The sequence below is a fragment of the Aminobacter sp. AP02 genome, from assembly GCF_003148805.1.
GTDB lineage: Bacteria > Pseudomonadota > Alphaproteobacteria > Rhizobiales > Rhizobiaceae > Aminobacter.
Genome location: NZ_QGGX01000015.1, coordinates 95,366 through 121,047, shown reverse-complemented (window position 1 = coordinate 121,047; position 25,682 = coordinate 95,366). Strand labels below are relative to the sequence as shown.

Annotated in this window: 22 protein-coding genes and 1 tRNA gene; 4 read left to right on the top strand and 19 right to left on the bottom strand. The window is 61.3% G+C overall.

Going from position 1 to position 25,682, the window contains the following annotated elements; all coding sequences use genetic code 11:
• Position 1: 1 nt before the first annotated feature.
• The 10 genes from serS to C8K44_RS19315 all read right to left on the bottom strand — a co-directional run bounded on the left by serS (position 2) and on the right by C8K44_RS19315 (position 12,653).
• Positions 2 to 1,306 carry a serine--tRNA ligase gene (gene serS / locus C8K44_RS19365; RefSeq protein ID WP_109577412.1) on the bottom strand — a complete coding sequence of 435 codons (1,305 nt, stop codon included), beginning with the start codon at positions 1,304 to 1,306 and terminating at the stop codon, positions 2 to 4.
• A 55-nt stretch (positions 1,307 to 1,361) separates the two neighbouring features.
• Positions 1,362 to 2,252: a twin-arginine translocase subunit TatC gene (gene tatC / locus C8K44_RS19360; RefSeq protein ID WP_109577411.1), complete on the bottom strand. Its 891-nt coding sequence runs from the start codon at positions 2,250 to 2,252 to the stop codon at positions 1,362 to 1,364.
• Complete coding sequence (gene tatB, locus C8K44_RS19355) at positions 2,249 to 2,905, bottom strand: Sec-independent protein translocase protein TatB (protein ID WP_109577410.1); 657 nt, start codon at positions 2,903 to 2,905, stop codon at positions 2,249 to 2,251. The genes tatC and tatB overlap by 4 nt, the downstream gene beginning before the upstream one ends.
• A gap of 135 nt (positions 2,906 to 3,040) precedes the next feature.
• Positions 3,041 to 3,259, bottom strand: a complete 219-nt coding sequence (locus C8K44_RS19350) for a twin-arginine translocase TatA/TatE family subunit (protein ID WP_109577409.1) — start codon at positions 3,257 to 3,259, stop codon at positions 3,041 to 3,043.
• Positions 3,260 to 3,294: 35 nt separating this feature from the next.
• The gene (locus C8K44_RS19345; protein ID WP_109577408.1) at positions 3,295 to 4,398 is read right to left on the bottom strand and encodes an ABC transporter ATP-binding protein; all 1,104 of its coding nucleotides are present in this window, start codon (positions 4,396 to 4,398) and stop codon (positions 3,295 to 3,297) included.
• A 39-nt stretch (positions 4,399 to 4,437) separates the two neighbouring features.
• The gene (gene scpB, locus C8K44_RS19340; RefSeq protein WP_109577407.1) at positions 4,438 to 5,172 is read right to left on the bottom strand and encodes an SMC-Scp complex subunit ScpB; all 735 of its coding nucleotides are present in this window, start codon (positions 5,170 to 5,172) and stop codon (positions 4,438 to 4,440) included.
• On the bottom strand, positions 5,169 to 5,969 hold the full coding sequence (locus C8K44_RS19335) for a ScpA family protein (RefSeq protein ID WP_109577406.1): 801 nt from the start codon (positions 5,967 to 5,969) through the stop codon (positions 5,169 to 5,171). The genes scpB and C8K44_RS19335 overlap by 4 nt, the downstream gene beginning before the upstream one ends.
• A 357-nt stretch (positions 5,970 to 6,326) precedes the next feature.
• Positions 6,327 to 9,506, bottom strand: a complete 3,180-nt coding sequence (locus C8K44_RS19325) for an SPOR domain-containing protein (protein WP_109577404.1) — start codon at positions 9,504 to 9,506, stop codon at positions 6,327 to 6,329.
• Between the two features lie 106 nt (positions 9,507 to 9,612).
• Complete coding sequence (gene argS / locus C8K44_RS19320; protein ID WP_109577403.1) at positions 9,613 to 11,370, bottom strand: arginine--tRNA ligase; 1,758 nt, start codon at positions 11,368 to 11,370, stop codon at positions 9,613 to 9,615.
• 62 nt (positions 11,371 to 11,432) lie between these two features.
• The gene (locus C8K44_RS19315; RefSeq protein ID WP_109577402.1) at positions 11,433 to 12,653 is read right to left on the bottom strand and encodes a deoxyguanosinetriphosphate triphosphohydrolase; all 1,221 of its coding nucleotides are present in this window, start codon (positions 12,651 to 12,653) and stop codon (positions 11,433 to 11,435) included.
• A 70-nt stretch (positions 12,654 to 12,723) separates the two neighbouring features.
• Between C8K44_RS19315 and erpA the strand changes: the two genes are divergently transcribed.
• A complete protein-coding gene (gene erpA, locus C8K44_RS19310) occupies positions 12,724 to 13,071 on the top strand; it encodes an iron-sulfur cluster insertion protein ErpA (protein ID WP_109577401.1) in 348 nt (115 codons plus the stop codon).
• 2 nt (positions 13,072 to 13,073) lie between these two features.
• The gene (locus tag C8K44_RS19305) at positions 13,074 to 13,457 is read left to right on the top strand and encodes a VOC family protein (RefSeq protein WP_109577400.1); all 384 of its coding nucleotides are present in this window, start codon (positions 13,074 to 13,076) and stop codon (positions 13,455 to 13,457) included.
• 52 nt (positions 13,458 to 13,509) lie between these two features.
• On the opposite strand, the gene C8K44_RS19300 is transcribed toward C8K44_RS19305, so the two are convergent.
• Positions 13,510 to 14,994, bottom strand: a complete 1,485-nt coding sequence (locus C8K44_RS19300; protein WP_109577399.1) for a nucleobase:cation symporter-2 family protein — start codon at positions 14,992 to 14,994, stop codon at positions 13,510 to 13,512.
• 138 nt (positions 14,995 to 15,132) lie between these two features.
• On the opposite strand from C8K44_RS19300, the gene xth reads away from it, so the two are divergent.
• Entirely contained in the window at positions 15,133 to 15,924 is a 792-nt protein-coding gene (xth, locus tag C8K44_RS19295) for an exodeoxyribonuclease III (RefSeq protein WP_109577398.1), read from the top strand.
• A 127-nt stretch (positions 15,925 to 16,051) separates the two neighbouring features.
• Here the strand turns inward: xth and C8K44_RS19290 are convergent, their stop codons facing one another.
• Both C8K44_RS19290 and C8K44_RS19285 read right to left on the bottom strand, forming a co-directional pair.
• Positions 16,052 to 16,870, bottom strand: coding sequence for a tetratricopeptide repeat protein (locus C8K44_RS19290; protein WP_109577449.1), 819 nt, complete (start codon positions 16,868 to 16,870; stop codon positions 16,052 to 16,054).
• Between the two features lie 730 nt (positions 16,871 to 17,600).
• Entirely contained in the window at positions 17,601 to 18,860 is a 1,260-nt protein-coding gene (locus C8K44_RS19285) for an outer membrane protein transport protein (RefSeq protein WP_109577397.1), read from the bottom strand.
• 44 nt (positions 18,861 to 18,904) lie between these two features.
• On the opposite strand from C8K44_RS19285, the gene C8K44_RS27340 reads away from it, so the two are divergent.
• Positions 18,905 to 19,213 (top strand): hypothetical protein, encoded by a 309-nt coding sequence (locus C8K44_RS27340; protein WP_146203971.1) that lies wholly within the window; start codon positions 18,905 to 18,907, stop codon positions 19,211 to 19,213.
• Between the two features lie 11 nt (positions 19,214 to 19,224).
• Here C8K44_RS27340 and C8K44_RS19280 read toward each other — a convergent pair whose 3' ends face one another.
• From C8K44_RS19280 to C8K44_RS19260, 6 genes are all read right to left on the bottom strand, one after another.
• Positions 19,225 to 22,008 (bottom strand): valine--tRNA ligase, encoded by a 2,784-nt coding sequence (locus C8K44_RS19280; protein WP_109577396.1) that lies wholly within the window; start codon positions 22,006 to 22,008, stop codon positions 19,225 to 19,227.
• Between the two features lie 64 nt (positions 22,009 to 22,072).
• The gene (locus tag C8K44_RS27565) at positions 22,073 to 22,246 is read right to left on the bottom strand and encodes a hypothetical protein (protein ID WP_158282763.1); all 174 of its coding nucleotides are present in this window, start codon (positions 22,244 to 22,246) and stop codon (positions 22,073 to 22,075) included.
• A 57-nt stretch (positions 22,247 to 22,303) separates the two neighbouring features.
• On the bottom strand, positions 22,304 to 23,029 hold the full coding sequence (locus C8K44_RS19275) for a DUF2497 domain-containing protein (RefSeq protein ID WP_245417551.1): 726 nt from the start codon (positions 23,027 to 23,029) through the stop codon (positions 22,304 to 22,306).
• Between the two features lie 266 nt (positions 23,030 to 23,295).
• The gene (locus tag C8K44_RS19270; RefSeq protein WP_109577448.1) at positions 23,296 to 24,672 is read right to left on the bottom strand and encodes a TolC family outer membrane protein; all 1,377 of its coding nucleotides are present in this window, start codon (positions 24,670 to 24,672) and stop codon (positions 23,296 to 23,298) included.
• A gap of 168 nt (positions 24,673 to 24,840) precedes the next feature.
• The gene (locus C8K44_RS19265) at positions 24,841 to 25,515 is read right to left on the bottom strand and encodes a protein-L-isoaspartate O-methyltransferase (RefSeq protein ID WP_109577394.1); all 675 of its coding nucleotides are present in this window, start codon (positions 25,513 to 25,515) and stop codon (positions 24,841 to 24,843) included.
• An 82-nt stretch (positions 25,516 to 25,597) separates the two neighbouring features.
• Positions 25,598 to 25,671 (bottom strand) — tRNA-Cys (locus C8K44_RS19260).
• Between the last annotated feature and the right edge of the window lie 11 nt (positions 25,672 to 25,682).

The window sequence follows — 25,682 nt, the reverse complement described above, 5'->3', positions numbered from 1 at the left end:
GTCACTTCATTTCGATCTTGGAGAGACCACCCATGTAAGGACGCAGGACTTCAGGAATCGTTACGCTGCCGTCCTCGTTCTGGTAGTTTTCGATCACCGCGATCAACGCACGGCCGACAGCCACGCCCGAGCCGTTGAGTGTGTGCACGAAACGCGTGCCCTTCTCTTCTTTCGGACGATAGCGGGCATCCATGCGGCGTGCCTGGAAATCGCCACAGACCGAGCAGGACGAGATTTCACGATAGGTGTTCTGACCCGGGAGCCAGACCTCGATGTCGTGGGTCTTGCGCGCGCCAAAGCCCATGTCGCCGGTGCACAGCACCATGGTGCGGAACGGCAGGCCGAGGCGCTTCAGAACTTCTTCCGCGCATTCGGTCATGCGCTCGTGCTCGGCAAGTGCGCTTTCGGCATCGACGATCGAAACCAGCTCGACCTTGTAGAACTGGTGCTGGCGCAGCATGCCACGCGTATCGCGCCCGGAGGACCCTGCTTCCGAGCGGAAGCACGGCGTCAGTGCCGTCATGCGGAGTGGCAGTTGCTCGCTCGCCAGGATTTCCTCGCGCACCAGATTGGTCAGCGGCACCTCTGCGGTCGGGATTAGGCCGAGACGGCTGTCGCCATGCGCCACGAAGAACAGGTCTTCTTCGAACTTGGGCAACTGGTTGGTACCAAACAGCACCTCATCGCGAACCAGAAGCGGCGGCTGCACCTCGGTGTAGCCGTGCTCCGACGTGTGCAGGTCGAGCATGAACTGGCCGAGCGCGCGCTCAAGGCGTGCAAGCTGGCCCTTGAGCACGGTAAAGCGCGAGCCGGAAAGCTTGGCGGCGCGCTCGAAGTCCATCAGGCCGAGAGTTTCGCCGATCTCGAAATGTTCCTTCACCCAGTTGGGGCGTGGCGGAACCGTGCCAACCATGCGCAGCACGACATTGCCGGTTTCGTCCTTGCCGACCGGAACACCTTCCAAAGGGACATTGGGAATGACGGCCAGTGCGTCATTGAGCGCCTTGTCGAGCTCTCGCTCGCGGCCCTCGCCATCCTGGATGAAGCCTTTGATCTCGGCGATTTCGCTTTTCAGCTTCTCGGCGAGCGCGGAATCACCAGCGCGCATCGCGTTGCCGATTTCCTTGGAAGCAGCATTGCGGCGCTCCTGCGCCTCCTGCAGCTTGGAGACATGGGCGCGGCGCGCCTCGTCCTTGGCGATCAGGTCTTCAACCGTCGACTTCGCAGCGACGTCCGACTGGCCGCGCTTGGCCAAGGCTTCGGCCAGCACTGCGGGGTTCTCGCGAATCCATTTGATATCAAGCATTTAACTATTCCGGTCGTCGCGGTTGTCGAAACGACCGCGACGGCGGATCGGGCTGTCAGCCGGCTTTCGTGCCGCTGCCTGTGCCTTCGAGCGAGGTCGATGCTGCTGGCGATTGCTGCTCTGCGGTGCTTTCGCCCGCGTCCTGCTTGTCCTTCGCCACGCGCTCCTGCTCGCGCTTTCTTTCGATCATCCGGGCGGTCCAGATGGAAATCTCGTAAAGAAGGATCGTGGGAAGGGCAAGGCCGATCTGGCTGACCGGGTCAGGCGGCGTCAGAACCGCCGCCACCACGAAGGCGATGACGATAGCCCATTTGCGCTTGTCGGCCAAACCTTGCGACGAGACCATTCCGACGCGCGCCATCAGCGTCGTCACCACCGGCAACTGGAACACCAGGCCAAAGGAAAAGATCAGCGTCATGATCAGGCTGAGATATTCCGAAACCTTCGGCAGCAGCGAAATCTGCACCTGATCGTCGGTGCCGGCCTGCTGCATGGCAAGGAAGAACCACATCACCATTGGCGTGAAGAAGAAATAGACCAGCGACGCGCCCATCAGAAACAGGATCGGCGAGGCGATCAGGAACGGCAGGAAGGCGTTGCGCTCGTTCTTGTAGAGACCCGGCGCGATGAACTTATAGATCTGCGTGGCGATCAGCGGAAATGCAATCACCAGGCCGCCGAACATGGCGAGCTTGATCTGGGTGAAGAAGAATTCCTGCGGCGCGGTGTAGATCAGCTCGACCTTATGGGGGTCGAGGCCGGCCCACTTCGTCGCCCATTTGAACGGGATGACGAGCAGGTTGAACAGCTGCTTGGCAAAGAAGAAGCAGACAAGGAAAGCGACGAAGAAGCCGCCGATAGACCATATCAGCCGCGTACGCAGCTCGATCAGATGCTCGATCAGCGGGGCCGAGGACTTTTCGATTTCGTCGTCTTCGGCGCTCACGAGGCTTTTCCTGCTTTGGTCGCCTTGGCGGCAACAGACTTCTTGGGGGCGGCGGCCTTAGCTGGGGCCGCCTTCGGCGCCGCAGCCTTGGCAGGCGTAACACTTGCCTTGGCTTTCGCAGCCGGCTTGGCTTTCGGCCCTGCCTTTGGCTTAACCGCAGCCTTCGGCTGCTCAGCACTGGCTGCGACAGGCACTGGCGTGGATTTGACCTCGGCAGCCGGGAATACCGGTGCCGCTGGCATCGCCTCGGGTCCGGCAACGCCGGGCATCGCAGCAGCGCCATTCTTCAACGGCTCGGCCGGATGCGCGGAACTTGCGGCCGGATCAGCCGGCGGCGCAGGCTGGGAGGGCTTCATTGCCGTGTCGATGCCGGCACGCACATCGGCTGCGGCCTGCTCGAACGGATTGAGTTGCTTCCTGATCTCATTGGCCGGATTGAGGCTGCGCAAGTCGTCGACCGACTTCTTGACCTCGTCGAGTTCGGCCTCTTTCAACGCCTCATTGAACTGGCGCTGGAAATCGCCCGCCATGGAACGTGCCTTGGCCGTCATTCGCCCCATGGTGCGGAGCATCTTGGGCAAATCCTTGGGGCCAACGACCACGATCATGACGACCGCGATAACCAGCATTTCGGTCCAGCCGATTTCAAACATGTCGGTGCGATCCGGCTAGTGCATGCCCCGAAATCGGCAACGATGTTCGGAAAAGATCATGCACGGATTCAAGAGGCTCACAGCAGCACTTGCGCGTCCAGATGGACGCGCGCCGCTGTAATCAAGAGTGAGGTCTCAGCTCTTGCTGGCCTTTTCCTTTGTCGAATTCACGGTCTCATCGGTGCGATGCTCGACCGTCTTGGAGTCATCGGCTTCGTCGTCCGACATACCCTTCTTGAAGCTCTTGATGCCCTTGGCCATGTCACCCATCAGTTCTGGGATTTTGCCGCGACCGAAAAGCAGCAGCACGACGACCAGAACGATCAGCCAGTGCCAGATTGAAAACGAACCCATTGAACTCTCTCTTGAACAGTTTCCCTGCGATTGATCTAGGCTCTTTCGCTTCCGGATTCAAACACTAGAACATCCGCTTTCCGAAGCGACAGCCATATATCACGTGCTTTTGCGGACAAAGCGCCGCAGCGTATGCGCGCCCTCACCGGTATCTCGGCACCAGGCACCGCAAGCTCGAGCAATTCGACGACACCCAGATAGCGCCTGGAAATGATCCGAGCCTGCGTTTCGCCGGTGGTTTCGCTGACATCGATGCCGGTGAGTCGCACCGCAACCGAGACTTCGGCGCCATCGGCAATGTCGGTTTCGACCTCACCGACCGGTGTATCCGCATAACCATCGACGACCTTGCCCGAAAAGACGTTGAGTTCCGAGAAAAAGCCAGCGGCGAACAGATTCGCCGGACGCAGATAAAGATCATCCGCCCTGCCCGTCTGTACGAGCCTGCCGTCCTTGAGCAGAGCGATACGGTCGCCCATTCGCATGGCCTCCTCGGCATCGTGGGTAACCACGATCGCCGTTGCGCGGCTTTCCCGCAGGATCGCGAGCGTTTCGGCGCGCACCGAATCCTTGAGCCGCGAATCCAGTCCCGAGAACGGTTCGTCCATCAACAGCACCGCCGGCCGTGGCGCGAGCGCGCGCGCAAGTGCCACCCGCTGCTGCTCGCCACCGGACAAGGCGTGCGGATAGTTGTCGGCATAATGTTCAAGGCCAACGCGGGCGAGAGCGATCAGCGCTTCGCGTTTGCCTTCGTCGCGCGACAGCGCGGTCAGGCCAAACCGCACATTGTCGAGGATGCTCAGATGCGGAAAGAGCGCGAAATCCTGGAAAACCAGCCCGATCGAGCGTTGCTCCGGGGGCAGGAACACCTGGGGACCAGCGATTTCCTTACCGTTGAGCAGCACCCTGCCCGACGTCTGCGCCTCGATGCCCGCAGCGATCCTGAGCAGCGTCGTCTTGCCTGAACCGGATGGGCCGAGCAGGCACAGCACTTCGCCCGGCTCAGCCGCCAGAGTGACGTCGCGCAACGTCTCGGCGCCGTTGGCGAAAGAATGGCGGATGTTTTCAAAAGCCAGACGCGCGGCAAAGGTCACGCCGGCTGTCACACGCGATGCTGTCTGGGCTTGTTTGGTTGTCACAGGATGGACCTCCGGGGGCCGGTTCCACACCGGCGCCGGTCAATCATCTGTGACGCGAGGTGTCAACAGGCCAAGCTCTTCGAGATCGATGTCCGTCAGCGGATCCTCGTCGTCGGTGAGCAAGTCTGGGTCGGATGGTGGCAAAGGCACCGAGAAGCCGGGCGGCATGCGGGTCGACAGCAACCCTGCTCCCTTGAGTTCTTCCATGCCGGGCAGATCGCGAATCTCCTCCAGCCCGAAATGGTCGAGGAACTTGTCGGTCGTGCCATAAGTCACAGGCCGGCCCGGCGTCTTGCGGCGGCCGCGCATGCGCACCCATTCGGTTTCCATCAGCGTGTCGAGCGTGCCCTTCGAGGTCTCGACGCCCCTGATGTCTTCGATCTCGGCGCGAGTCACCGGCTGGTGGTAGCCAATCACCGACAGCACTTCGAGCGCTGCGCGCGACAGCTTCTTCTGCTGGACGGTGTCGCGGCTCATCAGGAAGGCAAGGTCCCCGGCGGTGCGAAAGGCCCAGGCATCCGCGACACGGACGAGATTGACGCCCCGGCGCTCGTAGATACGCTGCAGTTCGGCCATTACGGCGGCAATGTCGACACCCTCCGGCAGACGCGATACCAGCTGTCTTTCACTTACCGGGTCGGCGCTGGCAAAGACGATCGCCTCGGCCATGCGCGCAGCTTCAGCCAGGTGCAGGCGCGCGGCCGGGTTCTCATTTTTGCTGTCGCCATCCTCATCATCGAGGGAAAACGGAACAACGTTTGATCCTTCGCTCATGACGCGCCCTCGGTCTGCCGGTCGCCCGGCTGGCGTTCGCGCAGGTAGATCGGCGCAAACGGCTCATGTTGACGTATTTCGACGCTACCGTCGCGGACCATCTCCAGGCTCGCGGCAAATGAGCTGGCGATCGCCGTTGCCCGCTCTTCCGGGCTGGTCATGTAGCGGACGAGGAAATGATCGAGCGCGGTCCAATCCTTCAATTCACCGACCATGCGGGCCAGGATGTCGCGCGCTTGCTTGAGCGACCAGACGCCGCGCTTGGCGATCTGCACATTGGTGATTGCCTGACGCTGGCGCTGGTTCGCATAGGCGCTCAAGAGATCGTAGAGCGAGGCCGAATACTGGTTGCGCTTGTCGATGATGACCATTTCCGGCGCACCGCGCTGGAACACATCGCGGCCCAGCCGGTTGCGGTTGACGAGCCGGGCTGCCGCGTCGCGCATCGCCTCCAGCCGCTTCAGCCGGAACTGCAGCACCGCAGCCAGCTCCTCGCCGCTCTCGCCTTCGTCGCCGGGCAGCTTGGGGATCAGAAGCTTGGATTTGAGGAAGGCAAGCCAGGCTGCCATGACCAGATAGTCGGCGGCAAGCTCCAACCTCAGCGCCCGCGCCTGCGAAACGAAAGCCAGATACTGCTCGACTAGCGCCAGGATCGAAATGCGCGAGAGGTCGACGCGCTGGCTGCGAGCGAGATGCAGGAGCAGATCGAGCGGGCCTTCGAAGCCTGCCACATCGACCACCAGCGACGGATCGTCGGTGGTGCGATCGTCGGCGTTCTCCGCCCACAGGCGATCCATCGGTGCGGGCCTTTGCGCCTTGCTTTCCAATGACTCCGCCAAAATCCGTGCCTTCTCCGTGAGACTAAGCAACTGCCTCGAAATAGTGTCCTAATTCCGCCCGCAGCACCCTATCGGCGCTTTCCAGCGCCTTGCCGGTAGCGCCACCGCAGTGAAGGACAATATCCACACCCGCCGCAAGGATTGCCGTGGCCTTCGGCCGGTAATCCCCAGAAAGCGCCCTTGGCGATGTGGGTGATTCGCGCATTGGGCAAGTTTAGCGCCTTTTGGGCCGCGATAGAATCGCCGTGCCTCGACCGCACAAACGAAAACGGCGCAGCCAAGCTGCGCCGTCTTCTGATGCTTAAGGTTCCGAGCTTACTTCGAGACGAAGCAGTTGCCGCCGGCGGCCTTGTAGCTCTCGCACAGGCTGATCGCCTCGTTGCGCGTGGCTGCCGGTACGCGGACGCGCCAGAAGGTACCCTTGCCGGCAATGTCGGCCTTGACGATGCTGGCTTCACGGCCGTTCAGCACGCTTCCGTACTTACGCACGAGGTCCTGATAGGTCGACTTCGCGGCCTCTTCGCTTGGCTGCGAGGCAATCTGCATCGCCCAGGCGCCCGAAGCAGCAGCTGTCGGAGCCGAAGGTGCCAAGGCGGCAACCTGGTCCGGCTTGACTTCGCCGACCACATTGACCGGCTGCTGCGAAGGACGCTGCGGCGCGACTGGAGCGCTGGCTGGCGTATTGGTCGACTGGGCGGGCGCATTGGTCGGCTGAGCCGGCTTGGCGACCGGTGCCAACGCCGGCTGGGCCGGCACCGTGCCGGTGGCTTCGCTTCCGGCAACACGTTGTGGTGCCGGATCGGCCGGCTCGGTCGCAGCAACGGCGGCAGGAGCCGGCTCTTCGCGGGGAACCAGCGTGCCATCAGGACGCACGACCATGGTGCGCACCTTGCGCGGAGCAACAGCAGCCGTCTCGGCGCTGGCATCCGGCTGGTCGGCCTGGGCCGCCTGCGCGACACGGTCTTCCGACTTCGCGGTCGGAGCATCGGCCGTATCTTCTTCATTGAGCGGCAGGGAATCGGAGGCGCTCGCCTCGTCCTGCGCCGTCACGTCGATCGGCTCTTCGGTGTTCGTAACTAGCTTTTCCTGGGCGGGCGCACCGTTAGCCGTACCACCGGCAACGCGGTCATAGACCTTGCTGTCCTGGTTCGGAACGGTCATGCCACCGGGATTTTCCGGCTTGACCTTGATCGGGCTCTCGTCGGCCTTGACGATAACGGGCGCTCCGGCCCCATCTCCGCCGCCGGTTGAAAGCGCCCAGGCGCCAATGCCGCCAACAATGGCGACCGCGCCGACGACGGCAGCGATCATCATGCCGCGACGAGCCGGACGAGCCGTCTCGGAAGAACCGGGCAGCGTTTCCATCGCCTCGTCGAAATCAGGATCGTAGTCGAAATCGTCAAGCGGTGGCTGCTGGCGCGGTGCCGCCCCCTGGCTCTGCTGCATGCCGCCGAGATCGAAGCCGGTCGGGCGTTCGCCACCCTGCGCGGACTGGCGTGCGCCATACATGGCAGCCGCACCAGCGGCAGCACCGGCCGCTGCGGCAGCCGGAAACTCGATCTGCTGAGCGACATCGCCATCGCGCAACGTCTTGCGGTCAAAACCGGTAGCGTAGGGATTGGCCGCGTAGCTCGACGACGTCGACTGCGTGCCGGTCTCGGCCGCGTTCATCTCGTTCATCAGGTTCGAGAATTCGCCGTCAAGATCGTCATAGGCAGGCGCAGGCGGAGCATCGTCTTCGAAAGACAGCTCGGGAATATCCAGATCATCGGCAAGGGCCACGGCCTTTTCCGGCACGTCGACCGTCTCGATGTCCGGAGCATCGTCGAAGGACGAAACGGCTTCGAACAGCTCCGCCTCGAGGTCGTCGGCCACATCGACAACAGGCTCGGCTTGCTGCGGCATGTAGGATTCGACGGCTTCGGGTTCGTCACGCTGCGCAAAGGTTTCGGTGGGCGCGGCATAGGCCTCGGGTTTGTAGCCAGAACTCGCCTCGGATCGATAGCTTGGCTGCGTGTCGACGGCGCGCGGCGCGACCGGTGTACCAAGCCCCCAGCTGCGGGCCTGCTCATAACGCGAGGCAGCCAGCGGACGCAGCGGTGCGGCAGCGGCAGCAGCGGCTGCGACAGGCGCGACCACCTCTGCCACATCCGTTACCGCGCTATGCTCAAGTGCCATGTCGAAGGCGTCATCATCGAAGCTGACATCGACGTCGGCCTGATGGTCATAGCTCGGCTCGGAATAGCCGGCATCCGCCAGAACCGGGGCCTCTTCGACTTCGGACGAATAATCCGCGACCTGCTGCGCTTCGTAGGACGGCGCAAAGTCTGTCGTTTCAGATTCCTGCGGTGCGGCTTCTTCAGGCTGCTCAGCCGCCCACAACGAACTGGCAAAGGCAGGCTCGGGCTCTGCAACCGGCTCGACAGCGCGAAGCGGCGTCGGCTCGGACAGTGCCTTGGCCTGGCTGCTCATGTTGCCGAGCAAAGCGTTCAGCTCGTCTTCGAGGCTGGTATCTTCTGCAACCGGCGCTGCCACTGGGGCGGCGACAGCCTCGGGCTGATAGGCTGGCTCTTCGTAGGCAACCGCTGGTTCGTAGGCCGGTTCTTCATCTTGCAGGGCATCCTGCAAGCGGCGTTCGAACTCGTCATAGTCCTGGGCCTGCGCGACAGGCGCCGCGACCGCCTGGGATTCGTCGACCAGCTCCTCGCTGGAAAACGCGATTTCCGGCTCGGCTTGCTGATACTCGCCCAGCGTCAGCGGTTCGTCGTCTCCGGCCTCGACAGTGTAATTCGCATCGTCATGCGCAGCGAAATCCATGTCGACATTGGCAAGCGCGACATCGAAATCGGCATCGAGGTCGACTTCAGCCGGCACGGCATAAGCAACCGGTGCAGCGACTTGCTCGGTGCTTTCTTCGACCGGCAGCAATTCGTCTTCGAGCGAAAAGTCCTGCTCGAAAGATGCGGCAACGGCATCGTCAAACGCCGCTTCGGGCGCAAAGTCGACTTCAGGTGCGGCAGCGTAGGCAGGCGCTACAGCGTAGTCGGGCTCCACTGCGTAAGCCGGTTCAACGGCATAGGCCGGCTCCTCAGGGCGCAGCAGCTCGTCTTCAAGCGAAAAATCCTGCTCGAAGCTGGCCGCAACCGCATCATCGAATGAAGCGTCCGCGAATTCCGGCTCAAATTGCGGTTCGGAGGCACGCGCATAGGCTGCCTCTTCGGCCGGATCTTCAGCCTGAACGTAAGAAGCGGGAGCCTCGTATTGCGGCGCCGCAACCTGTTCGTCGACGGCCAATTCGCCGAGCAATTCCTTTTCCAGATCGATGCCGAAATCGTCGTCCATAGCCGGATCCACGTGACCAGCGGGCGCGCCAACATCCTGGCGCACCACAGGCTGGCGCGGGTCGAAGCCCATGATCCTCGTCAATTCAGCGAAGGGGTCTTCGTCGGCGAACTGGTTCTTGTCTGCGATCTTCAGCTGGGTTCTATCTGCCATTCGTTTTCCCGAACTCTCGCACTTTTTTCGGACGCAATGAACGTCGCGTAAGGTTGGCCCTTACCAGCGCAATGTGGGCAAAAGGTGACACGAAGTCCCGGAAAACCTAGCGCATTTCGGTCGGGGCATCCGCTCCGATCAACGCCAGGCCCGACGTCAAAACGTCCGAAACAGCCTGCACCAGCCCGAGTCTGGCATAGGTCAATTCTCGGTCGTTAACCTTAACAAACCGTAAGTCTGGGTTGTCGGTGCCACGATTCCAGTGTCCGTGGAACGTACTGGCGACATCGTAGAGGTAAAAGGCCAGCCTGTGCGGCTCCATCGACTGGGCAGCGGATTCGATCAGGCGCGGATACTCGGCCAGCTTCTTGATCAGCGCGATCTCGCCTTCATCGGTCAGCCGCTCGACAGCGCCAATCAGGCCGGAACGCGCGAACTCTGCTTCACCAAGCTGCTCCTTGGCCTGCCTGAACACCGAGTGGCAGCGCGCCGAAGCATACTGCACGTAGAACACCGGGTTGTCCTTGGACTGTTCAGTCACCTTGGCAAAATCGAAGTCCAGCGGCGCATCGCTCTTGCGGTAGAGCATCATGAAGCGGATCGCGTCGCGGCCGACTTCCTCGACGACCTCGCGCAGGGTGATGAACTCCCCTGCCCGCTTGGACATGCGTACCGGCTCGCCGTCGCGGAACAGCTTGACCAACTGGCACAGCAACACGTCGAGCTTGACTGCACCGCCGGTAACGGCGCGCGCCAATGCTTCCATGCGCTTGACGTAGCCGCCATGGTCGGCGCCCAGCACGAACACCAGTTCCTCGAAGCCGCGATCGACCTTGTCCTTGAGATAGGCGACGTCGGCGGCGAAATAGGTGAAGGCCCCGTCCGACTTGACCAGCGGCCGGTCCATGTCGTCACCGACCTCGGTCGAGCGGAACAGGGTCTGCTCGCGGTCTTCCCAGTCGTCGGGCTTCTCGCCCTTGGGCGGCGGCAGCTTGCCCTTGTAGATGTGGCCCTTCAGCGTCAGATCGCTGATCGCCGAGCGGATGGCCTTGGCGTTGTCGGCATGCAGCGTGCGCTCGGAGAAGAACACCTCGTGGCGTACGTTGAGCAGCGCCAGGTCCTCGCGGATCATCTCCATCATGGCATCGATGGTGCGGTCCTTGATGAGCGCCAGGGCCTCGTCCGCGGGCTTTTGCAACAGCTCGCGGCCGAACTCCTTGGCCAGCGCCTGACCGACAGGAACGAGATAGTCGCCGGGGTAAAGCCCAGCCGGGATCTCGCCGATCTCGTCGCCCAGCGCTTCGCGATAGCGCAGCATCACCGAGCGGCCGAGCACGTCGATCTGCACGCCGGCGTCGTTGATGTAGTATTCCTTGGTCACGTCGTAGCCGGCAAAGCCGAGGATGTTGGCGAGCGCATCGCCGACAACCGCCCCCCGGCAATGGCCGACATGCATCGGACCGGTCGGGTTGGCCGAGACGTATTCGACGTTGACGCGCTTCTTCTGGCCGAAACCGGAGCGGCCGTACTCGGTGCCGCGCGACAGCAACTCTGCCAGATGCTTGTGCCAGAAACCATCATGGAGCTTGAGATTGACAAAACCGGGTCCGGCGACTTCGGCCTTCGCCACGTCGGCGTCCTTGGCCAGTTCGGCAACAAGACGCTCGGCCAGGGCGCGTGGATTCTGCCCTGTCGGCTTTGCCAGCACCATCGCCGCATTGGTCGCCAAGTCGCCATGGGTGGCGTCGCGCGGCGGTTCCACGGCAATACGCGTGAGATCGAGTGCGCCGCCATCTTTGGGAGTCAATTCAAGCGCTTCGACGGCTTTGGTGATCCGCTCGCTGAAATCGGCGAAAATGTTCATGTGCTCGGCTCTGGCTGGCATTGCGTGGCTACCGGCAAAATATGCCGGAAATTGCGCTCGGCCTAACCCAAATCGGGCGTATGGTCAAACAAGCGCCGGTGTTCCTTGATCGCATAGGTATCGGTCATGCCGGCCAGAAAGTCGGCGACGGCGCGTGCCTTGATGCGGTCTTCGGCCCGGTCGAGCCCCTCGCGCCAGCCTTCGGGCATGGCGCGCGGATCGGCGAAATAGACATCGAACAGGTCGCGCACGATGCTGTCGGCATCGGCGCGCACCCGCATCACCTCGGAATGCCGATACATGTTGCGGTAGAGAAAGGCCTTCAACTCCTTCTCCGACGCCGCCATTGCATCGGAAAAGGTCACCATCGCCTCACCGGCCGCCCTGATGTCGTCGGCACTCTGCGGTGCCGCACGCGCGATCTTGGCGGCGGCGGTCGAAATCACATCCTCGACAAAGATCGTTATCTGCCGGCGCATCAGTTCGTGGCCGGTACGCACCACATCAAGCGCGGGATAGCGTTCGCGTACGCCGCGCAGGATCGAGGCAGGCAGCGAAACCGCGTCGAGCATGTCGAGGGTCAGCAGCCCCGCTCTCAGCCCATCGTCAATGTCGTGGGTGTTGTAGGCGATGTCGTCGGCGATCGCCGCGCATTGGGCCTCCAGGCTGGCGAAGCGGTCAAGTTCGAGGTCATGCAGTTCCGAATAGTCGCGGATCGCCTGCGGGACCGGCCCCTTCAGGCCCTTTCCGGTAGCGTCGGTCAACGGCCCATTGTGCTTGACCAGCCCCTCAAGGGTTTCCCAGGTCAGATTGAGCCCGTCGAACTCAGCGTAGCGCCGCTCCAGTCTAGTCACGATGCGCAAGGATTGGGCGTTATGGTCGAAGCCGCCCCAGGCCGCCATCTTGTCGTTCAGCGCATCCTCGCCGGTGTGGCCAAACGGCGTATGGCCGAAATCATGGACCAGCGCGATCGCCTCGGCCAGGTCCTCGTCGCAGCGCAGGGCGCGCGCCAAGGCGCGTGCGATCTGGGCGACCTCGATCGTATGCGTCAGCCGTGTGCGGAAATGATCGCCTTCATGGGCAACGAACACCTGCGTCTTGTGCTTGAGACGGCGAAAGGCGGTCGAATGGATGATGCGGTCGCGGTCGCGTTGAAACGGCGTGCGCGTCGGGCTCTCGACCTCGTCGAAGAGGCGGCCCCGCGAACGCGCGGGATCGCAGGCGTAGGCCGCGCGCGGCCGGTAGCCGAAGCCGATATCGCCAAGTTGCCGCTCGCTTGCCATACTCCCACCTGTTGACTTGCCACAGGTGGCTTCATACCTATCATAAGAAACCGAAAGCAAGGTGACGCCGATGGGCGCTGACGCCAAGACTGCCATGAAAGTCGACATGACCGAAGCCGCTGCCAAGCGGATTGCGAAGATCGTGGCCAGCGATCCCGGCAAGATAGCACTGCGTATTTCCGTCGAAGGCGGTGGCTGTTCCGGCTTTTCCTACAAGTTCGACCTCGTCGACGCCCGCAACGATGACGACGTAGCGATCGAACGCGATGGCGCGACGCTGCTCGTCGACGACCTGTCGCTTGTCTACATGGGCGGTTCGGTTGTTGACTTCGTCGACGACCTGATGGGACAGTCGTTCCAGATCAAGAACCCCAATGCGGTCGCTGGCTGCGGCTGCGGCACCAGCTTCTCCATCTAGCCATGCGCCGAGTCGGAGCGCTCCGTCAGGTTGCGCTCTCGGCTGGCCGCGACATCGACGCGACCCTCGCCTTCTGGCTCGAGGTGTTCGGCTTGTCCGTACACGCCCGCTATGACCCACCTGGCATCGCCTTCATCATGGCAGGAGCCACCAGGTTGTTCTTCACCGGCGGCGTGCCGCAGGCAACCGTCTATCTCGACATCATCGAACTCGACACGTTCTACGAAACGGCGTCCGACAACGGCGTTGCATTCACCACTGCGCCAACGCTCGTCCACCGGGACTCCAGTGGCGAGTTCGGCCCGGCCGGCGAATGCGAATGGATGGCTTTCCTAAAAGACCCCGCCGGCAACACGGTCGGGCTTGTCGAGCGCAAGCCTGGCTGAACGAAAAAGGGCCGCCCCGTGGGACGGCCCTTTCTCTTGACCCTGCGAGCAATCAGGCTTCCGACGCCATCGCCGCTTCGCGGATTTCGGCTTCGTTTTCCTTGGTGCCGTTGAAGAAGGCATTCAGCACCACTGCCGAAACCGACGCCAGCAGAATGCCCGACTCGATGAGTGGGTGGATGTCGTGCGGCATCCACATCTTGAAGTCGGGCGCTACCAGCGGGATCATGCCAAAGCCGATGGAAACCGCGACGACGAACAGGTTGTTGCGGTTGGTCTTGAAGTCGACATTGGACAGAATGCGGATACCAGTCGCCGCCACCATGCCGAACATCACCAGACCGGCACCACCCAGCACGACGGTAGGCAACGATTCGACCAGCGCTCCCATCTTGGGCACGAGGCCGAGAATGATCAGGATCACACCGCCAGCGACGCAAACGAAACGGCTCTTGACGCCGGTGACGCCGACGAGACCGACATTTTGCGAGAAGCTGGTATAGGGGAAGGTGTTGAACAGGCCACCAATGATGGTGCCAAGTCCATCAGTACGCAGGCCTGCCGAAAGCATCGGTTGCGTCACCTTCCTACCCGTCATGTCGCCAAGGGCCAGGAACATACCGGTCGATTCGATCATGACGACGATCATCACAAGCACCATGGTAATGATCAGGATCGGATCGAAGATCGGCATGCCGAAACGTAGCGGCGTGATGAGTTCGAACCAGCCGGCAGACGCCACCTTGTCGAAATGCATCATGCCAAGCGAGGCGGTAAGCACGCCGCCGATGACGATGCCGAGCAGCACGGCGATGTTGGCCAGGAAGCCCTTGCCGAACTTGGCGATTGCCAGGATGGAGACCAGCACCACTGCCGAGACGCCGACATTGACGAGCGGCGCATAGGCAGCGTTCGGTGCTGTTGCGGCGAGTGCCAGCTTGGCTGGAATCGGCGGAATGGTCGAGCCGGTGGCAGCAGCCATGTCGGTTACCGTCTTCAGCCACTCGGCATGCTCGGGCGCGACGAGCTTCGGTGCGGTAGGTCCAAAGGGATTGCCGAAGATCCAGTTGATGCCGATACGCATCAAGGATGCGCCGATCACCACGATGATGGTGCCGGTAACGACCGGCGGGAAGAACCGCAACATCCGGCTGACCAAGGGTGCAATCAAAAAGGCCACGATGCCCGCGCCAATGATGGCGCCGAAGATCATGCGGGCGCCATCCGGTCCCTGGTTGGCGTTGGCCATGGCCACCATCGGGCCGACGGCGGCGAAGGTCACGCCCATCATCACCGGCAGCTTGATGCCGAACCATTGCGTCGCGCCGAATGACTGGATGATGGTGACCACGCCGCAGACGAAGAGGTCGGCTGAAATCAGGAAGGCGACCTGCTCCGGGTCGAGCTTGAGCGCGCGACCGATGATGAGAGGTACTGCGATTGCGCCGGCATACATGACCAGCACATGCTGGATTCCAAGCGCGGCTAGACGAGGCGCTGGTAGCACCTCGTCCACAGGATGTGGACTGTTGGACATGGCATTTGTTCCCCTTTTGCCAGCCGGTCCAAAGAATGCCGAAGAGGACCGGTTCCCTTCTCCCAAGGGATGGTGCAGGATCGTCCGGAACGGCCGCGCAGGCTATCAAGATTTATTTGAAATAATCGCGTGAAATTCATGAAGATCGTAACCTGGAACATCAACGGCGTCAGAGCCCGCATCGAGAACCTGGTGCATTGGCTTAGAGAAAGCGCGCCCGACATCGTGTGCCTGCAAGAAATAAAGACGGTCGACGATCAATTCCCACGACTTGAGATCGAAGCGCTTGGCTACAACGTCGAAACACATGGCCAAAAAGGCTTCAACGGCGTCGCTATACTGTCCAAGCTGCGCTTCGACGAGGTCAATCGCGGCCTGCCCGGCGATGATTCCGATGAACAGTCGCGATTTATCGAGGGGGTATTTTCAACCGACAAGGGCGCGTTGCGCGTCGTCTCGCTCTACTTGCCCAACGGCAACCCCGTAGGGACAGAGAAATTCCCCTACAAGCTGTCTTGGATGTCACGGCTTGAACGCTGGGCGGCGGAACGACTGGCGCTGGAAGAAGCTCTCGTATTGGCCGGCGACTACAACGTCATCCCGGAGGCCGTCGATGCCCGCAACATCGAAATGTGGCTGGGCGATGCACTATACCAACCCGAGACGCGCCAGGCATTCCGCCGGCTGTTGAACCTGGGTTTCACCGAAGCCGTGCGCGCGGTTACCGACCAGCCCGACGTCTACACATTCTGGGACTATCAGGCCGGTGCCTGGCAGAAGAACAACGGCATCCGCATCGATCACCTGCTCTTGTCGCCCGAAGCTGCGAACCGGTTCGCCTCGGCATCGATCGAAAAGCACGTTCGCGGGTGGGAAAAACCCTCCGACCACGTTCCGGTCGCGATCGATCTCAATCTTCAAGCGGCATGAAACAAGGCACCGCCGCAGTTTCGACTCCGGCGGACCTGGCCATGATCAGACTTGGAAAAAGCTCAGGACTGCCTATCGGCAGTCTCGGCGTCAGACTACTGCAATGTTGCTGCAGCAAGCATAACGCCTACTGATTGCCCTTGGTCAGGATGTCCTCGGCCAGTGAGATAGCCGTGCGGCGATCGGATTCGTCGGCCAGCGCGAACGCCTCTTCCTGCATGCCGCGGATCCACGGCTGGTCTGAGGGCTGTGCGCGTTCGAGGGCCGCGGTCATCATCGCAAGGCCACGTACCACCTTGCCGCTCTGGAACAGCAAGTTGCCAAGGGTCGCCTGTGCACCGGCATGGCCCTTTTCGGCGGCAAGCTGCAGCCAGCGACCGGCCTGCTTGACCGACACCTTCACGCCGCCGTCGCCCCTGAGGAACATCTTGCCCATTTCGTACTGGGCGTTGGGATTGCGGTAGTTGGCGGCGGCGCGCATGTAGTATTCCTGCGCAGCGACCGGGTTGGCAGACACCGGGCTGCCGGGAATGCCTTCCTTCATGTAGCCGCCAAGCGCCACGAGCGCATCGGAGACGTAGCTCTCCTCGGGCGAGCCGGGCTCGACATCCTGTTCGGCGATCTCGGTGAAGAACTTGAAGGCCTCGTAATCGTTCTGGGCCACACCGTCGCCTTCGGCATACATGCGCGCGAGCTTCCAGGTGGCACCGATCTGGCCATTTTCAGCGGCATAGCGATAGGCCTCGACGGCCTGGTCCTTGTGGCCGCTCTTGTAGGCGGAGAACCCGAACTGGAACACGGCCCACGGGCTCGACTGCGGCTTCACCCCGGTCTTGTCGTCGAAGACCTTGTCGTCGAACGCCAGCGCTTCGCCAGCGGCACCCAGAAGACTGGCCGCGACGAGCGCCGAAAAGGCTGATGCTCTTACCAACTCAGAGATGCGCATAGCAGTGCGTTTCTTTCGCCCACCGGGATGGGAGATGACCGTACCGTCACGGCTTGGCCGCTCGGTTCGGACATAATTCCACGTCGCGCCCAACCGACCGCCGGTCGAGCACGGTTTCAAGTCTTTCACCCTCTCCGCCAGTTCTGCCTCGGACTGCACCATGCCAAGGATTTTGGCCGGGCGCTTCATGTCCTGAGCATCCATGCAGCTAAGATGCTCGCCGTTTTCGACCAAAGTACGGCCAATTTGGTGCAAGCAATCGTGATCGAAGAAGGTCCTCATCGGCCGAGCCTGTGTGGTGGCCATCGCAAGATCACTTCCGCAACCGGCAGGCGTTCTCGCTGAGAAATAGGAACAGGCAGCCGCATGCGCCAGGGCCGCCGCCTCGCGCGGGCTGGAAAGCTTGGCCTTGAAGATCGCCTTGGCGTTCATTCCTGTTCCTGCCGCATCAATGCGGCCCTGTTACGCCCGACATCCGGGTACTGATCAAAAGACCTATCCGGGGTGCGCCGGGTTTATGGCGGGAAATGGGCAATTGTCCCGCTTCGTTCCATAGCTGAAAGCTTGCTGGAAAAGTGTTGCTGAATCGTCACAACTGTTGCGGACTTGCCGCGCCATGGTTTCCGAAATGGAAATGGACCCCGGGCAACAAAAAGCCGGGCATGACGCCCGGCTCAATTGTCCTGCTCCCCATAGTATCTACAGGGAGCAAGGGATCATGGCGATTTGGTCAGAACTTGATCTTCACGGACGCCGCGCCCGCATAGACCGGATCGCTGTCAAATTCGTAAATGACGGCATTTGCTACGTCGCCGACGCCGTTATAGGCCGACGTTCCGCTGGTCATGATGCCGATCGACCCACCCAGTCGGAATTCGATGTTCTCGGTCGCAGCCACGGATACGCCGGCACCAAAGTTCCAGGTGTCCGACTGATAGCCCGAGATGGTGGACGTGCCGCGATCCCAGGTGATCTGGGCAGCACCGCTAATCATGTCGCTGAACTTGTGGCCGATACCGCCGGCAACCGTCCAGCCGTCGCGATAGAGCGGATCGAAGGACACCTTCGATGCAGCGCCATTAACGGGGCTCCGGACACCCGTGATCGGAATGACGCCAAGCTTGCTCCATTCCTGCCAGCGGACGGAGCCGAATGCCAGCCAGTCCGGCGCAATACCCGTCTGGAACTTAAACTCGAGGGCCTGCGGAATCTCGGCGGACGCCGACACCGGGAAGACCCCGGTTGAACCCGGACGCAAGTTAGCGGGGAAACCACGGCCACTGAATCCGGTCGTGTCGACAGTGCCCGAAAGGCCATCATAATTGTATTTCGAATAATACATCAGGCTCGCACGGAGGGCGATTTCAGGCATTTCGTAAGCGCCGCCGATGCGCCAGCCCCAGGTTGAATCAGAAAGTTTGAAGGTCCCAACGCCGGTATTGCCCAAATTGCCGGCGGGGAGCGGACCACCGATAGCGCTCAAACCGAGAAGTGTCTGGCGCGATAGAAACGCGTCTACATCCTGATAGGATACGCCACCAATGAAGCGGAACGATCCCTTGCCGACGGCCACCTTGTAAGAGCAAGTGAGGCCGAAGTCGTTAGTATCAATCGAAAATTTCACGGCTGTCGGGGAATAGGCATTGTTGAGACCGTAGTCGGCGTCAGCACCATATGGCTTTGTATATGAAGCCAAGCAGTCAACAGGTTCGACAACGTTGAACTTCAGGCCGACGCGCGGCACGGCATAATCGCCTTCGACCTTGACCTCTGGTGACTTCAGACCTGAGGGGTCGAGGCGGCGGACATTCTTCAACGTGCGCTGAGGCGACACATAGGTCACGCCGGCTTCAAACGAGTAAGGTGCTGCATCAAACAACTGGTCAATATTGACACCGCCGCGGTCAAAACCACCGGCCTGCGCCGCGCTTGCCGCAACGATTGTCAGCGCCGTTGCCCCCAGCAGCGCTTTGAAACGCAAAAAATTCATTAGGTCCTCTCCCGAATGCTCGTGAGCCGAATTGAACGATTTCATTGTCTTCACGCAACATTGATTTTTCACAAACGCCCGCGCCGAATGCGCCTCTCGGCGTGATCGCCGCAGACCTTCCGCTTACGCAAACGTCAATTTTGGTGATTTCGCTGTTTTCGCGAACAGAGTTTCCAGGAATACCCATGGATCATTGCGCGGAAACAGGCATTTTCCCGCCATTTCAGTCCTTTGTTACATTATGGCAACAATCAGGCGAAAAATGGATACATCAGCTTCAGCTTACGCAGCGGCATGTATACAGCGAGAAAAAAGAAGTTCCTGCCGCAGCGTCAAGCCACGGCAGGGGTTGAACTTCGAATCGTCAGCCGGCGTCCCTGACGCGGGAAAGCGCGGTATCGAGCTTTTCCTGCATCTGGCGATAGTCCTCGAGTTTTTCACGCTCGGCCGCGACGATCTCTTCGGGAGCAGAGGCAACGAACTTTTCGTTCGACAGCTTCTTGTGCAGTCGCGCGATCTCTTCGGTTGTCTTGGCAAGCTCCTTTTGCAGGCGCGCGGCTTCCGCACTGAGATCAATCAGGCTGCCGAGCGGCAGGCATGCGGTGGCCTCGCCGGCAACGATCTGCGCCGCCCCCTTGGGCGCTGCCGCCTCGTGCGTGATCTCGCCGACACGCGCCAGCCGGGCGATTGCCGACTGATGACGCTTGAGGCGCGCAAGCGTCTCATCATTGGCGCCCACAAAGACCAGCGGCGCAATAGCCGCTGGCGGCACGTTCATCTCCGAACGCACCGAGCGAATGCCGCTGACCAGATCGACCAGCCAGTTGATCTCGGCGGCGGCAGCAGTGTCCTCGAAGTCAGGCGCTGGCCAGGCTGCATGGCAGAGCAGCGACGCCCGCTCCTTGCCTTCGCCCGCCGTATGCGCCCACAACTCCTCGGTCATGAACGGCATCATCGGGTGCAGCAGCTTGTAGACCTCATCGAGCACAAAAGCGGCCACAGCCTGGCTTTCGGCCTTGGCGGCTTCGTCTTCGCCCATGAAGATCGGCTTCAGCAGTTCGAGGTACCAATCGCAGAAGGTATTCCAGACGAAGCGATAGGCAGCGCCCGCGGCTTCATTGAAGCGGTAGGTGGTAATGGCCGCCGTCACTTCGCGCGTCGCGCGGGTGAGTTCGGTCAGGATCCAGCGGTTGACCGTAAGCTTGGCGTCGTTGAGCCAGAACTCGTCATTGCGCGCGACACCGTTCATCTCGGCAAAGCGCGTGGCGTTCCACAGCTTGGTTCCGAAGTTGCGGTAACCGGCGATGCGGGCCGGGTCGAGCTTCACGTCGCGTCCTTGCGCAGCCATGATGGCCAAGGTGAAGCGCAAGGCATCAGCACCGTACTCGTCGATCAGCTCGAGCGGATCGATGACGTTGCCCTTCGACTTCGACATCTTCTGGCCGCTCTTGTCGCGAACCAGCGCATGGACATAGACCGTGTGGAACGGCTCTTCTTCCATGAAGTGCAAGCCCATCATCATCATCCGGGCGACCCAGAAGAAGATGATGTCGAAGCCGGTCACCAAAACGTCGGTCTGGTAGTAAGTGTCGAGTTCCGGCGTCTTGTCAGGCCAGCCGAGCGTCGAGAACGGCCAAAGCGCTGACGAAAACCAGGTGTCGAGCACGTCTTCGTCGCGGGTCAGGATCTTGCCGGGCTCGAAATTCTCAAGCTGCTCCTCGACCCAGGCCTTCCACGGTCCGGCAAGTGCGAGATAGTGCTGGATCGCCGCGGCGAGCGCTTCTTCTTCGGTGCGTTCGACAAAGACATGGCCGTCAGGGCCATACCATGCCGGGATCTGGTGCCCCCACCACAGCTGGCGCGACACGCACCAGGGCTGGATGTTTTCCATCCAGTCGAAATAGGTCTTCTCCCAGTTCTTGGGGACGAAGTTGGTGCGGCCCTCGCGCACGCTGCGGATCGCGGGCTTTGCCATCTCGGCGGCGTTGACCCACCACTGGTCGGTCAGGTACGGCTCGATCGGCACGCCGCCGCGGTCGCCATGCGGCACCATGTGCTTGTGCGGTTCGACCTTGTCGAGAAAACCGCCCTCCTCCATGATCTTGACGATCAGCTTGCGGGCTTCGAAGCGGTCGAGGCCGTGGAGCTGTGCCCACACACCGTCGCGCAACTCGCTGCGCTCGACACCTTCGAGGAATTCCTCGTTGTCGACGATGTTGATGTTGCCTTCGACGGTCAGGATGTTGATCGCCGGCAAGTTGTGGCGCTTGCCGACCTCAAAATCGTTGAAGTCGTGGGCCGGCGTGATCTTGACCGCGCCAGAGCCTTTCTCCGGATCGGAATATTCGTCGGCAACGATCGGAATCTTGCGGCCGACGATCGGCAGCACGACATTCTTGCCAACGAGTGATGAATAGCGCTCATCGTCCGGGTGAACGGCGACGGCAGTGTCGCCGAGCATCGTTTCCGGCCGTGTCGTTGCTACAGTGATGTAGGTCTTTGGATCCTCAGGATCGTAGACCTCGCCTTCGACCGGATAGCGGAAGTGCCATAGGTTGCCATTGACCTCGTGCTGCTCGACCTCGAGATCGGAGATGGCGGTCAACAGCTTCGGATCCCAGTTCACAAGGCGCTTGTCCTTGTAGATCAGGCCCTGCTTGTGCAGCGTGACAAACACCTCGATGACGGCCTTGGACAGCCCCTCATCCATGGTGAAGCGTTCACGCGACCAGTCACAGGAAGCACCCAGCCGCTTGAGCTGGTTGAAGATCATGCCGCCCGACTCGTCCTTCCACTCCCACACGCGCGCAATGAAATCCTCGCGCGTCAGGTCGCGGCGATGAATCTGCTTTTCCATCAGCTTGCGCTCGACCACCATCTGTGTGGCGATGCCGGCATGGTCCATGCCAGGTTGCCAGAGCACGTTCTTGCCGCGCATGCGCTCGAAGCGGACAAGAATGTCCTGCAGCGTGTTGTTGAGCGCGTGGCCCATGTGCAGCGAGCCGGTAACGTTGGGCGGCGGGATTACGATGGTGAATGGTTCCGCGCCTTCTGCAGCCCCCGCGCCGGCCTTGAAGGCATCGGCATCTTCCCAGGCCTTGGCAATCTTGGGTTCGACTGATTTGGCGTCGTAGGTCTTCTCAAGCATCGGAATTGGTTCCGTTTGGTCCGGATTTTACTGGTCCGGTGTAAATCGGATGGGTGGGAGCGAGTCAACCATTGGCGCCGCGCGCAGCGCCAAGGGCGCGTGCAACTTCATAGTTGCCGAGGCGAATGGCAAGCTCATGGCAGGTCGAGCACGCTTTCAGTGCTGCGTCGACTACGACAAAGCGCAGGATTCCGTCGACGGACTTCACCCACGCCGAGCACAAATCAGCGCAAGCCATTGGCGAAGAATCGTATTTCCTGGATGAAGTATCGCTATACTACCGAGCAGGCGGCCGTCAGGCGCCGCGCGCCACACGCTCGATTTCTTCACGCACAAGTCGCTCGACGAGTGTGGGAAGGTTGTTGTCGAGCCAATCCTGCAGCATCGGCCGCATCATCTCGGCGGCGATGTCGTCGAAAGACTTGCGGCTGCGCGCCGCATAGGCATCATTGAGCTCGCCGAATGCCGCCGACACTTGACGGCCCGCCTGCTCGGAGAGGATCGCCGGCTTCGCAAGCAACTGTTCGTCCGCAACGACAGGCTCGGCGGGCTTGGCAGCGACAGCGACCTCGACCTTTTCCGGCTCGCGTGCTGGACCAGCCAGACGCTCCATCTGCTCGACGGCCAAAGTCGACTTCGGTGTCCAGCTTGCAGCGGACGCGCGCGCCACGACAGGTGCTTCCGCTGCCGCTTCCGGCGCCTCAACGGCTACAGGTGCCTTGACCTCATCAGAGACTACCGGTGCCTTTGCCTCGACCGACGGCCAAAGCGGTGCACTTGTCTCGTCGCGACGAGGGGTCTCGAGCTTTGCTACGACGGGCTCTACAATTGCCGGTTCGGACTCGAGTGGCGCTGGCTTGGCGGCCTGGAACTCCGCGCGGAAAGCCTCCACTTCTATGATGTTCCGGTCGCCACCATCGGCTTCAGGTTCCGGGCGCAACTGCTCGAAATCGACTGCCGGACGGCGTCCGGTGTCGTTGTCTTCGATGATCCTGCGAATGGAAGCGAGAATCTCTTCCATCGAGGGTTCCCGTTGAGCGCTGTTAGCCTGGGCCATCGTCACATCCGCCGCCTTCGTGACAGGTTACAAACCCGCCCGTTGAAACGGGCTTCGAATCAGAACCCAAGCGTAGCCTACTGATTCCTCTTCGAGAATCCCCAATTGGACAGCTCTGCCGATTTCAACAGATTACAGCCCTGCACTTTGGCTGCATTGCCGGAAAACAAAAACGGGCGTCTGCTTCATCGAAGCAGACGCCCGTCTATACTGTCACTTGGACGATACGATTAGCGGCCGTCGGGCGTGCGCAGACCGTACCACTTGTCCTTGACGGCGTTGTAGTGCTCCTTCGGCTCGTACTTTGCGACCTGGAGCCCAAGCCGATCGACCGACAGGCTGCCCGTAGCCGAAAGAATGGCGTAACTTGCCACGACCGTGTCGCGCTCGGATGTCGCAAGGTTGATCTGGGCCGTAATCACATCGGCCTGCGCGTTGAGCACGTCGAGCGTCGTACGCTGCCCCACATTGCGCTCCTCGATGACACCGTTGAGCGCAAGTTGCTGCGCCGAAACAAGCGCCCGATTGGCCGCTACACTTTCACGTGCCGCAACGTATTGTGTCCAGGCAGCGGTCACAGCCGTCCGAACCTGGTCCCGGCTGACATCGACCTCGATCCGGGCCTGGCCCAACGTTTCCTTCTGCTGCCGCACCTGGGCGGCAACACGGCCGCCCTGGTAGATGGGCACGGTCAACGTGGCACCGATGGTAGCCGAAGCGGAATTGCCATCGGCCAAGGTGTCCGGCGACGTGGTGCGATAAGTCTGCGAAACCCCCGCGCGAGCGGTCACTTGCGGCAACAACTGGCCTTCCGCCGACTTCACCGAGAACCCGGCAGCGTCGACAAGATACTCGGTCGCGAGAATCGCTGGATGTTGCTCGGCTGCGATAGCAATCGCCCCGTTGAGGCTTTTGGGCAAAAGTTTCGCAACCGGTGATGCTGCCTTCAGATTCTTGGGATCGTCACCGACGATCTGGCGGTAAACGGCCGCGCTGGACTCGGCCTGGGCGCGCGCTGCTGCCAGGCTTGCGACGGCAGCGGAGCGCGATGCGTCGGCCTGAGCCACGTCCGTGCGCGTGCCCTCACCCACATCGAAACGCGAGCGCGCCGCGCGCACCTGCTCGGTCAGGAACTGGAGATTGCGCTCGGTCAGCACTGCAATCTGGCGATCGCGAATGACATCCATATAGGCGGTCGCGGCATTGAACAGCGTTGTCTGCTCAGTGTTTCGGAGAGACTCGTTCGAGGCCCTCACCCGCGACTCCGCAGCAGCGACATTGTTCTTGGTCTGGAAACCATCGAACAGGGTCTGATTGATCGCGACACCGAAAGCACCGACGGAAAGATTGGTGGTCACTCCCGAGAGCCGCGTTGCCGTATAGTCGATGCCGGCGTTGGCGCTTACGGTCGGGCGCCAGCCAGACTTGGCAATGGCCACGTTTTCGTCGGTCACACGCACGCCGGCACGGGCCGAATTGAGCGCCGAATTGTTCTGATACGCTTTTGAAAGAGCGCCTAGGATTGTTTCCGCCGAGGCCGACAGCGGCGAAAGGGCCGTGGCTGAAACCAAGGCTACGGCAAACAAACTTTTACGGAAAAACGGCAACACGCGTCCCTCATTGATTCTGCGGCGGACTGCCCGAAGGCAATCTGAAATGCCCCTCGCCGGATCCGACCCAAAGCAACCATATCGGACCAAATCAGTCCGGAATCAGTCGCACTCGTCCGGGCGTTAGATCATCACGACAAACGACGCGCCGCAAGAAAAAGGAGATCAGAACTCAAATTCGCGTGTACGATTGAAGCCGGGTAGTGGCTTAACTGCCGCATTAAAGGCTTTTCGGGCCGTTACTGTCGCTTCGTTCTTGAGATAAACTGCCGCTACACCAGCATTGCCTCGCCCCTCGACGGCGACCAGACGGCCGCCCTCCTTGAGTTGGGCAAGCAGCTTCTCAGGAACCTGCTCGACGCTTCCGCCAACAAAAATGACATCGTATGGCGCCTCGGACGGATAGCCGGCAGGCAATGCACCCGAGACCACCACCACATTGTCATAACCGAGCGAAGACAAGGTTTCCGCAGCGCGCGCGCCAAGCGTTGCATCGCTTTCCAAGGCGACGACCGAACTTGCCAGGCGCGACAGCACCGCGGACGAATAACCTGTCCCGCAGCCGACATCGAGCACGAAGTCGCTGGACTTGATCTCAGCCAGCTGCGCCAACTTTGCGAAAGGCGACGGCTCCATGAGATAGCGTGGCTGATCGGCATCGGCGGTCGCAGCGTAGCGTCGATCCTCGTCGATATAGGCGAGCTCGCGCTGACCATTGTCGACGAACGCCTCGCGAGGCACCGAAAGCATTGCCGACAAGATGGCTGCGTCGGTCACGTCGGTGGTACGGACCTGGCCGTCCACCATCTTCACACGACGTTCGGAAAAATCAGCGTTCATGTTCAAACCGGCCCGCCTTCGGCGCGTGACGCGCAAATTGACTGTACCCGAATGGGTCCTCGGCGGCGGTTGCCGAGGAAGCTGGAGGCCTCGCCCGGAATCGAACCGGGGTGCAAGGATTTGCAGTCCTCTGCGTAACCACTCCGCCACGAGGCCTCGCCGCTTCG

What these genes read in the sequence shown, in the direction of transcription:
- serS (WP_109577412.1), bottom strand. Translation starts at nt 1,306, where the DNA reads ATGCTTGATATCAAATGGATTCGCGAGAACCCCGCAGTGCTGGCCGAA.
- tatB (WP_109577410.1), bottom strand. Translation starts at nt 2,905, where the DNA reads ATGTTTGAAATCGGCTGGACCGAAATGCTGGTTATCGCGGTCGTCATG.
- C8K44_RS19350 (WP_109577409.1), bottom strand. Translation starts at nt 3,259, where the DNA reads ATGGGTTCGTTTTCAATCTGGCACTGGCTGATCGTTCTGGTCGTCGTG.
- scpB (WP_109577407.1), bottom strand. Translation starts at nt 5,172, where the DNA reads ATGAGCGAAGGATCAAACGTTGTTCCGTTTTCCCTCGATGATGAGGAT.
- C8K44_RS19335 (WP_109577406.1), bottom strand. Translation starts at nt 5,969, where the DNA reads ATGGATCGCCTGTGGGCGGAGAACGCCGACGATCGCACCACCGACGAT.
- C8K44_RS19325 (WP_109577404.1), bottom strand. Translation starts at nt 9,506, where the DNA reads ATGGCAGATAGAACCCAGCTGAAGATCGCAGACAAGAACCAGTTCGCC.
- argS (WP_109577403.1), bottom strand. Translation starts at nt 11,370, where the DNA reads ATGAACATTTTCGCCGATTTCAGCGAGCGGATCACCAAAGCCGTCGAA.
- C8K44_RS19315 (WP_109577402.1), bottom strand. Translation starts at nt 12,653, where the DNA reads ATGGCAAGCGAGCGGCAACTTGGCGATATCGGCTTCGGCTACCGGCCG.
- erpA (WP_109577401.1), top strand. Translation starts at nt 12,724, where the DNA reads ATGGGCGCTGACGCCAAGACTGCCATGAAAGTCGACATGACCGAAGCC.
- C8K44_RS19305 (WP_109577400.1), top strand. Translation starts at nt 13,074, where the DNA reads ATGCGCCGAGTCGGAGCGCTCCGTCAGGTTGCGCTCTCGGCTGGCCGC.
- C8K44_RS19300 (WP_109577399.1), bottom strand. Translation starts at nt 14,994, where the DNA reads ATGTCCAACAGTCCACATCCTGTGGACGAGGTGCTACCAGCGCCTCGT.
- xth (WP_109577398.1), top strand. Translation starts at nt 15,133, where the DNA reads ATGAAGATCGTAACCTGGAACATCAACGGCGTCAGAGCCCGCATCGAG.
- C8K44_RS19290 (WP_109577449.1), bottom strand. Translation starts at nt 16,870, where the DNA reads ATGCGCATCTCTGAGTTGGTAAGAGCATCAGCCTTTTCGGCGCTCGTC.
- C8K44_RS19285 (WP_109577397.1), bottom strand. Translation starts at nt 18,860, where the DNA reads ATGAATTTTTTGCGTTTCAAAGCGCTGCTGGGGGCAACGGCGCTGACA.
- C8K44_RS19280 (WP_109577396.1), bottom strand. Translation starts at nt 22,008, where the DNA reads ATGCTTGAGAAGACCTACGACGCCAAATCAGTCGAACCCAAGATTGCC.
- C8K44_RS27565 (WP_158282763.1), bottom strand. Translation starts at nt 22,246, where the DNA reads ATGGCTTGCGCTGATTTGTGCTCGGCGTGGGTGAAGTCCGTCGACGGA.
- C8K44_RS19275 (WP_245417551.1), bottom strand. Translation starts at nt 23,029, where the DNA reads ATGGAAGAGATTCTCGCTTCCATTCGCAGGATCATCGAAGACAACGAC.
- C8K44_RS19265 (WP_109577394.1), bottom strand. Translation starts at nt 25,515, where the DNA reads ATGAACGCTGATTTTTCCGAACGTCGTGTGAAGATGGTGGACGGCCAG.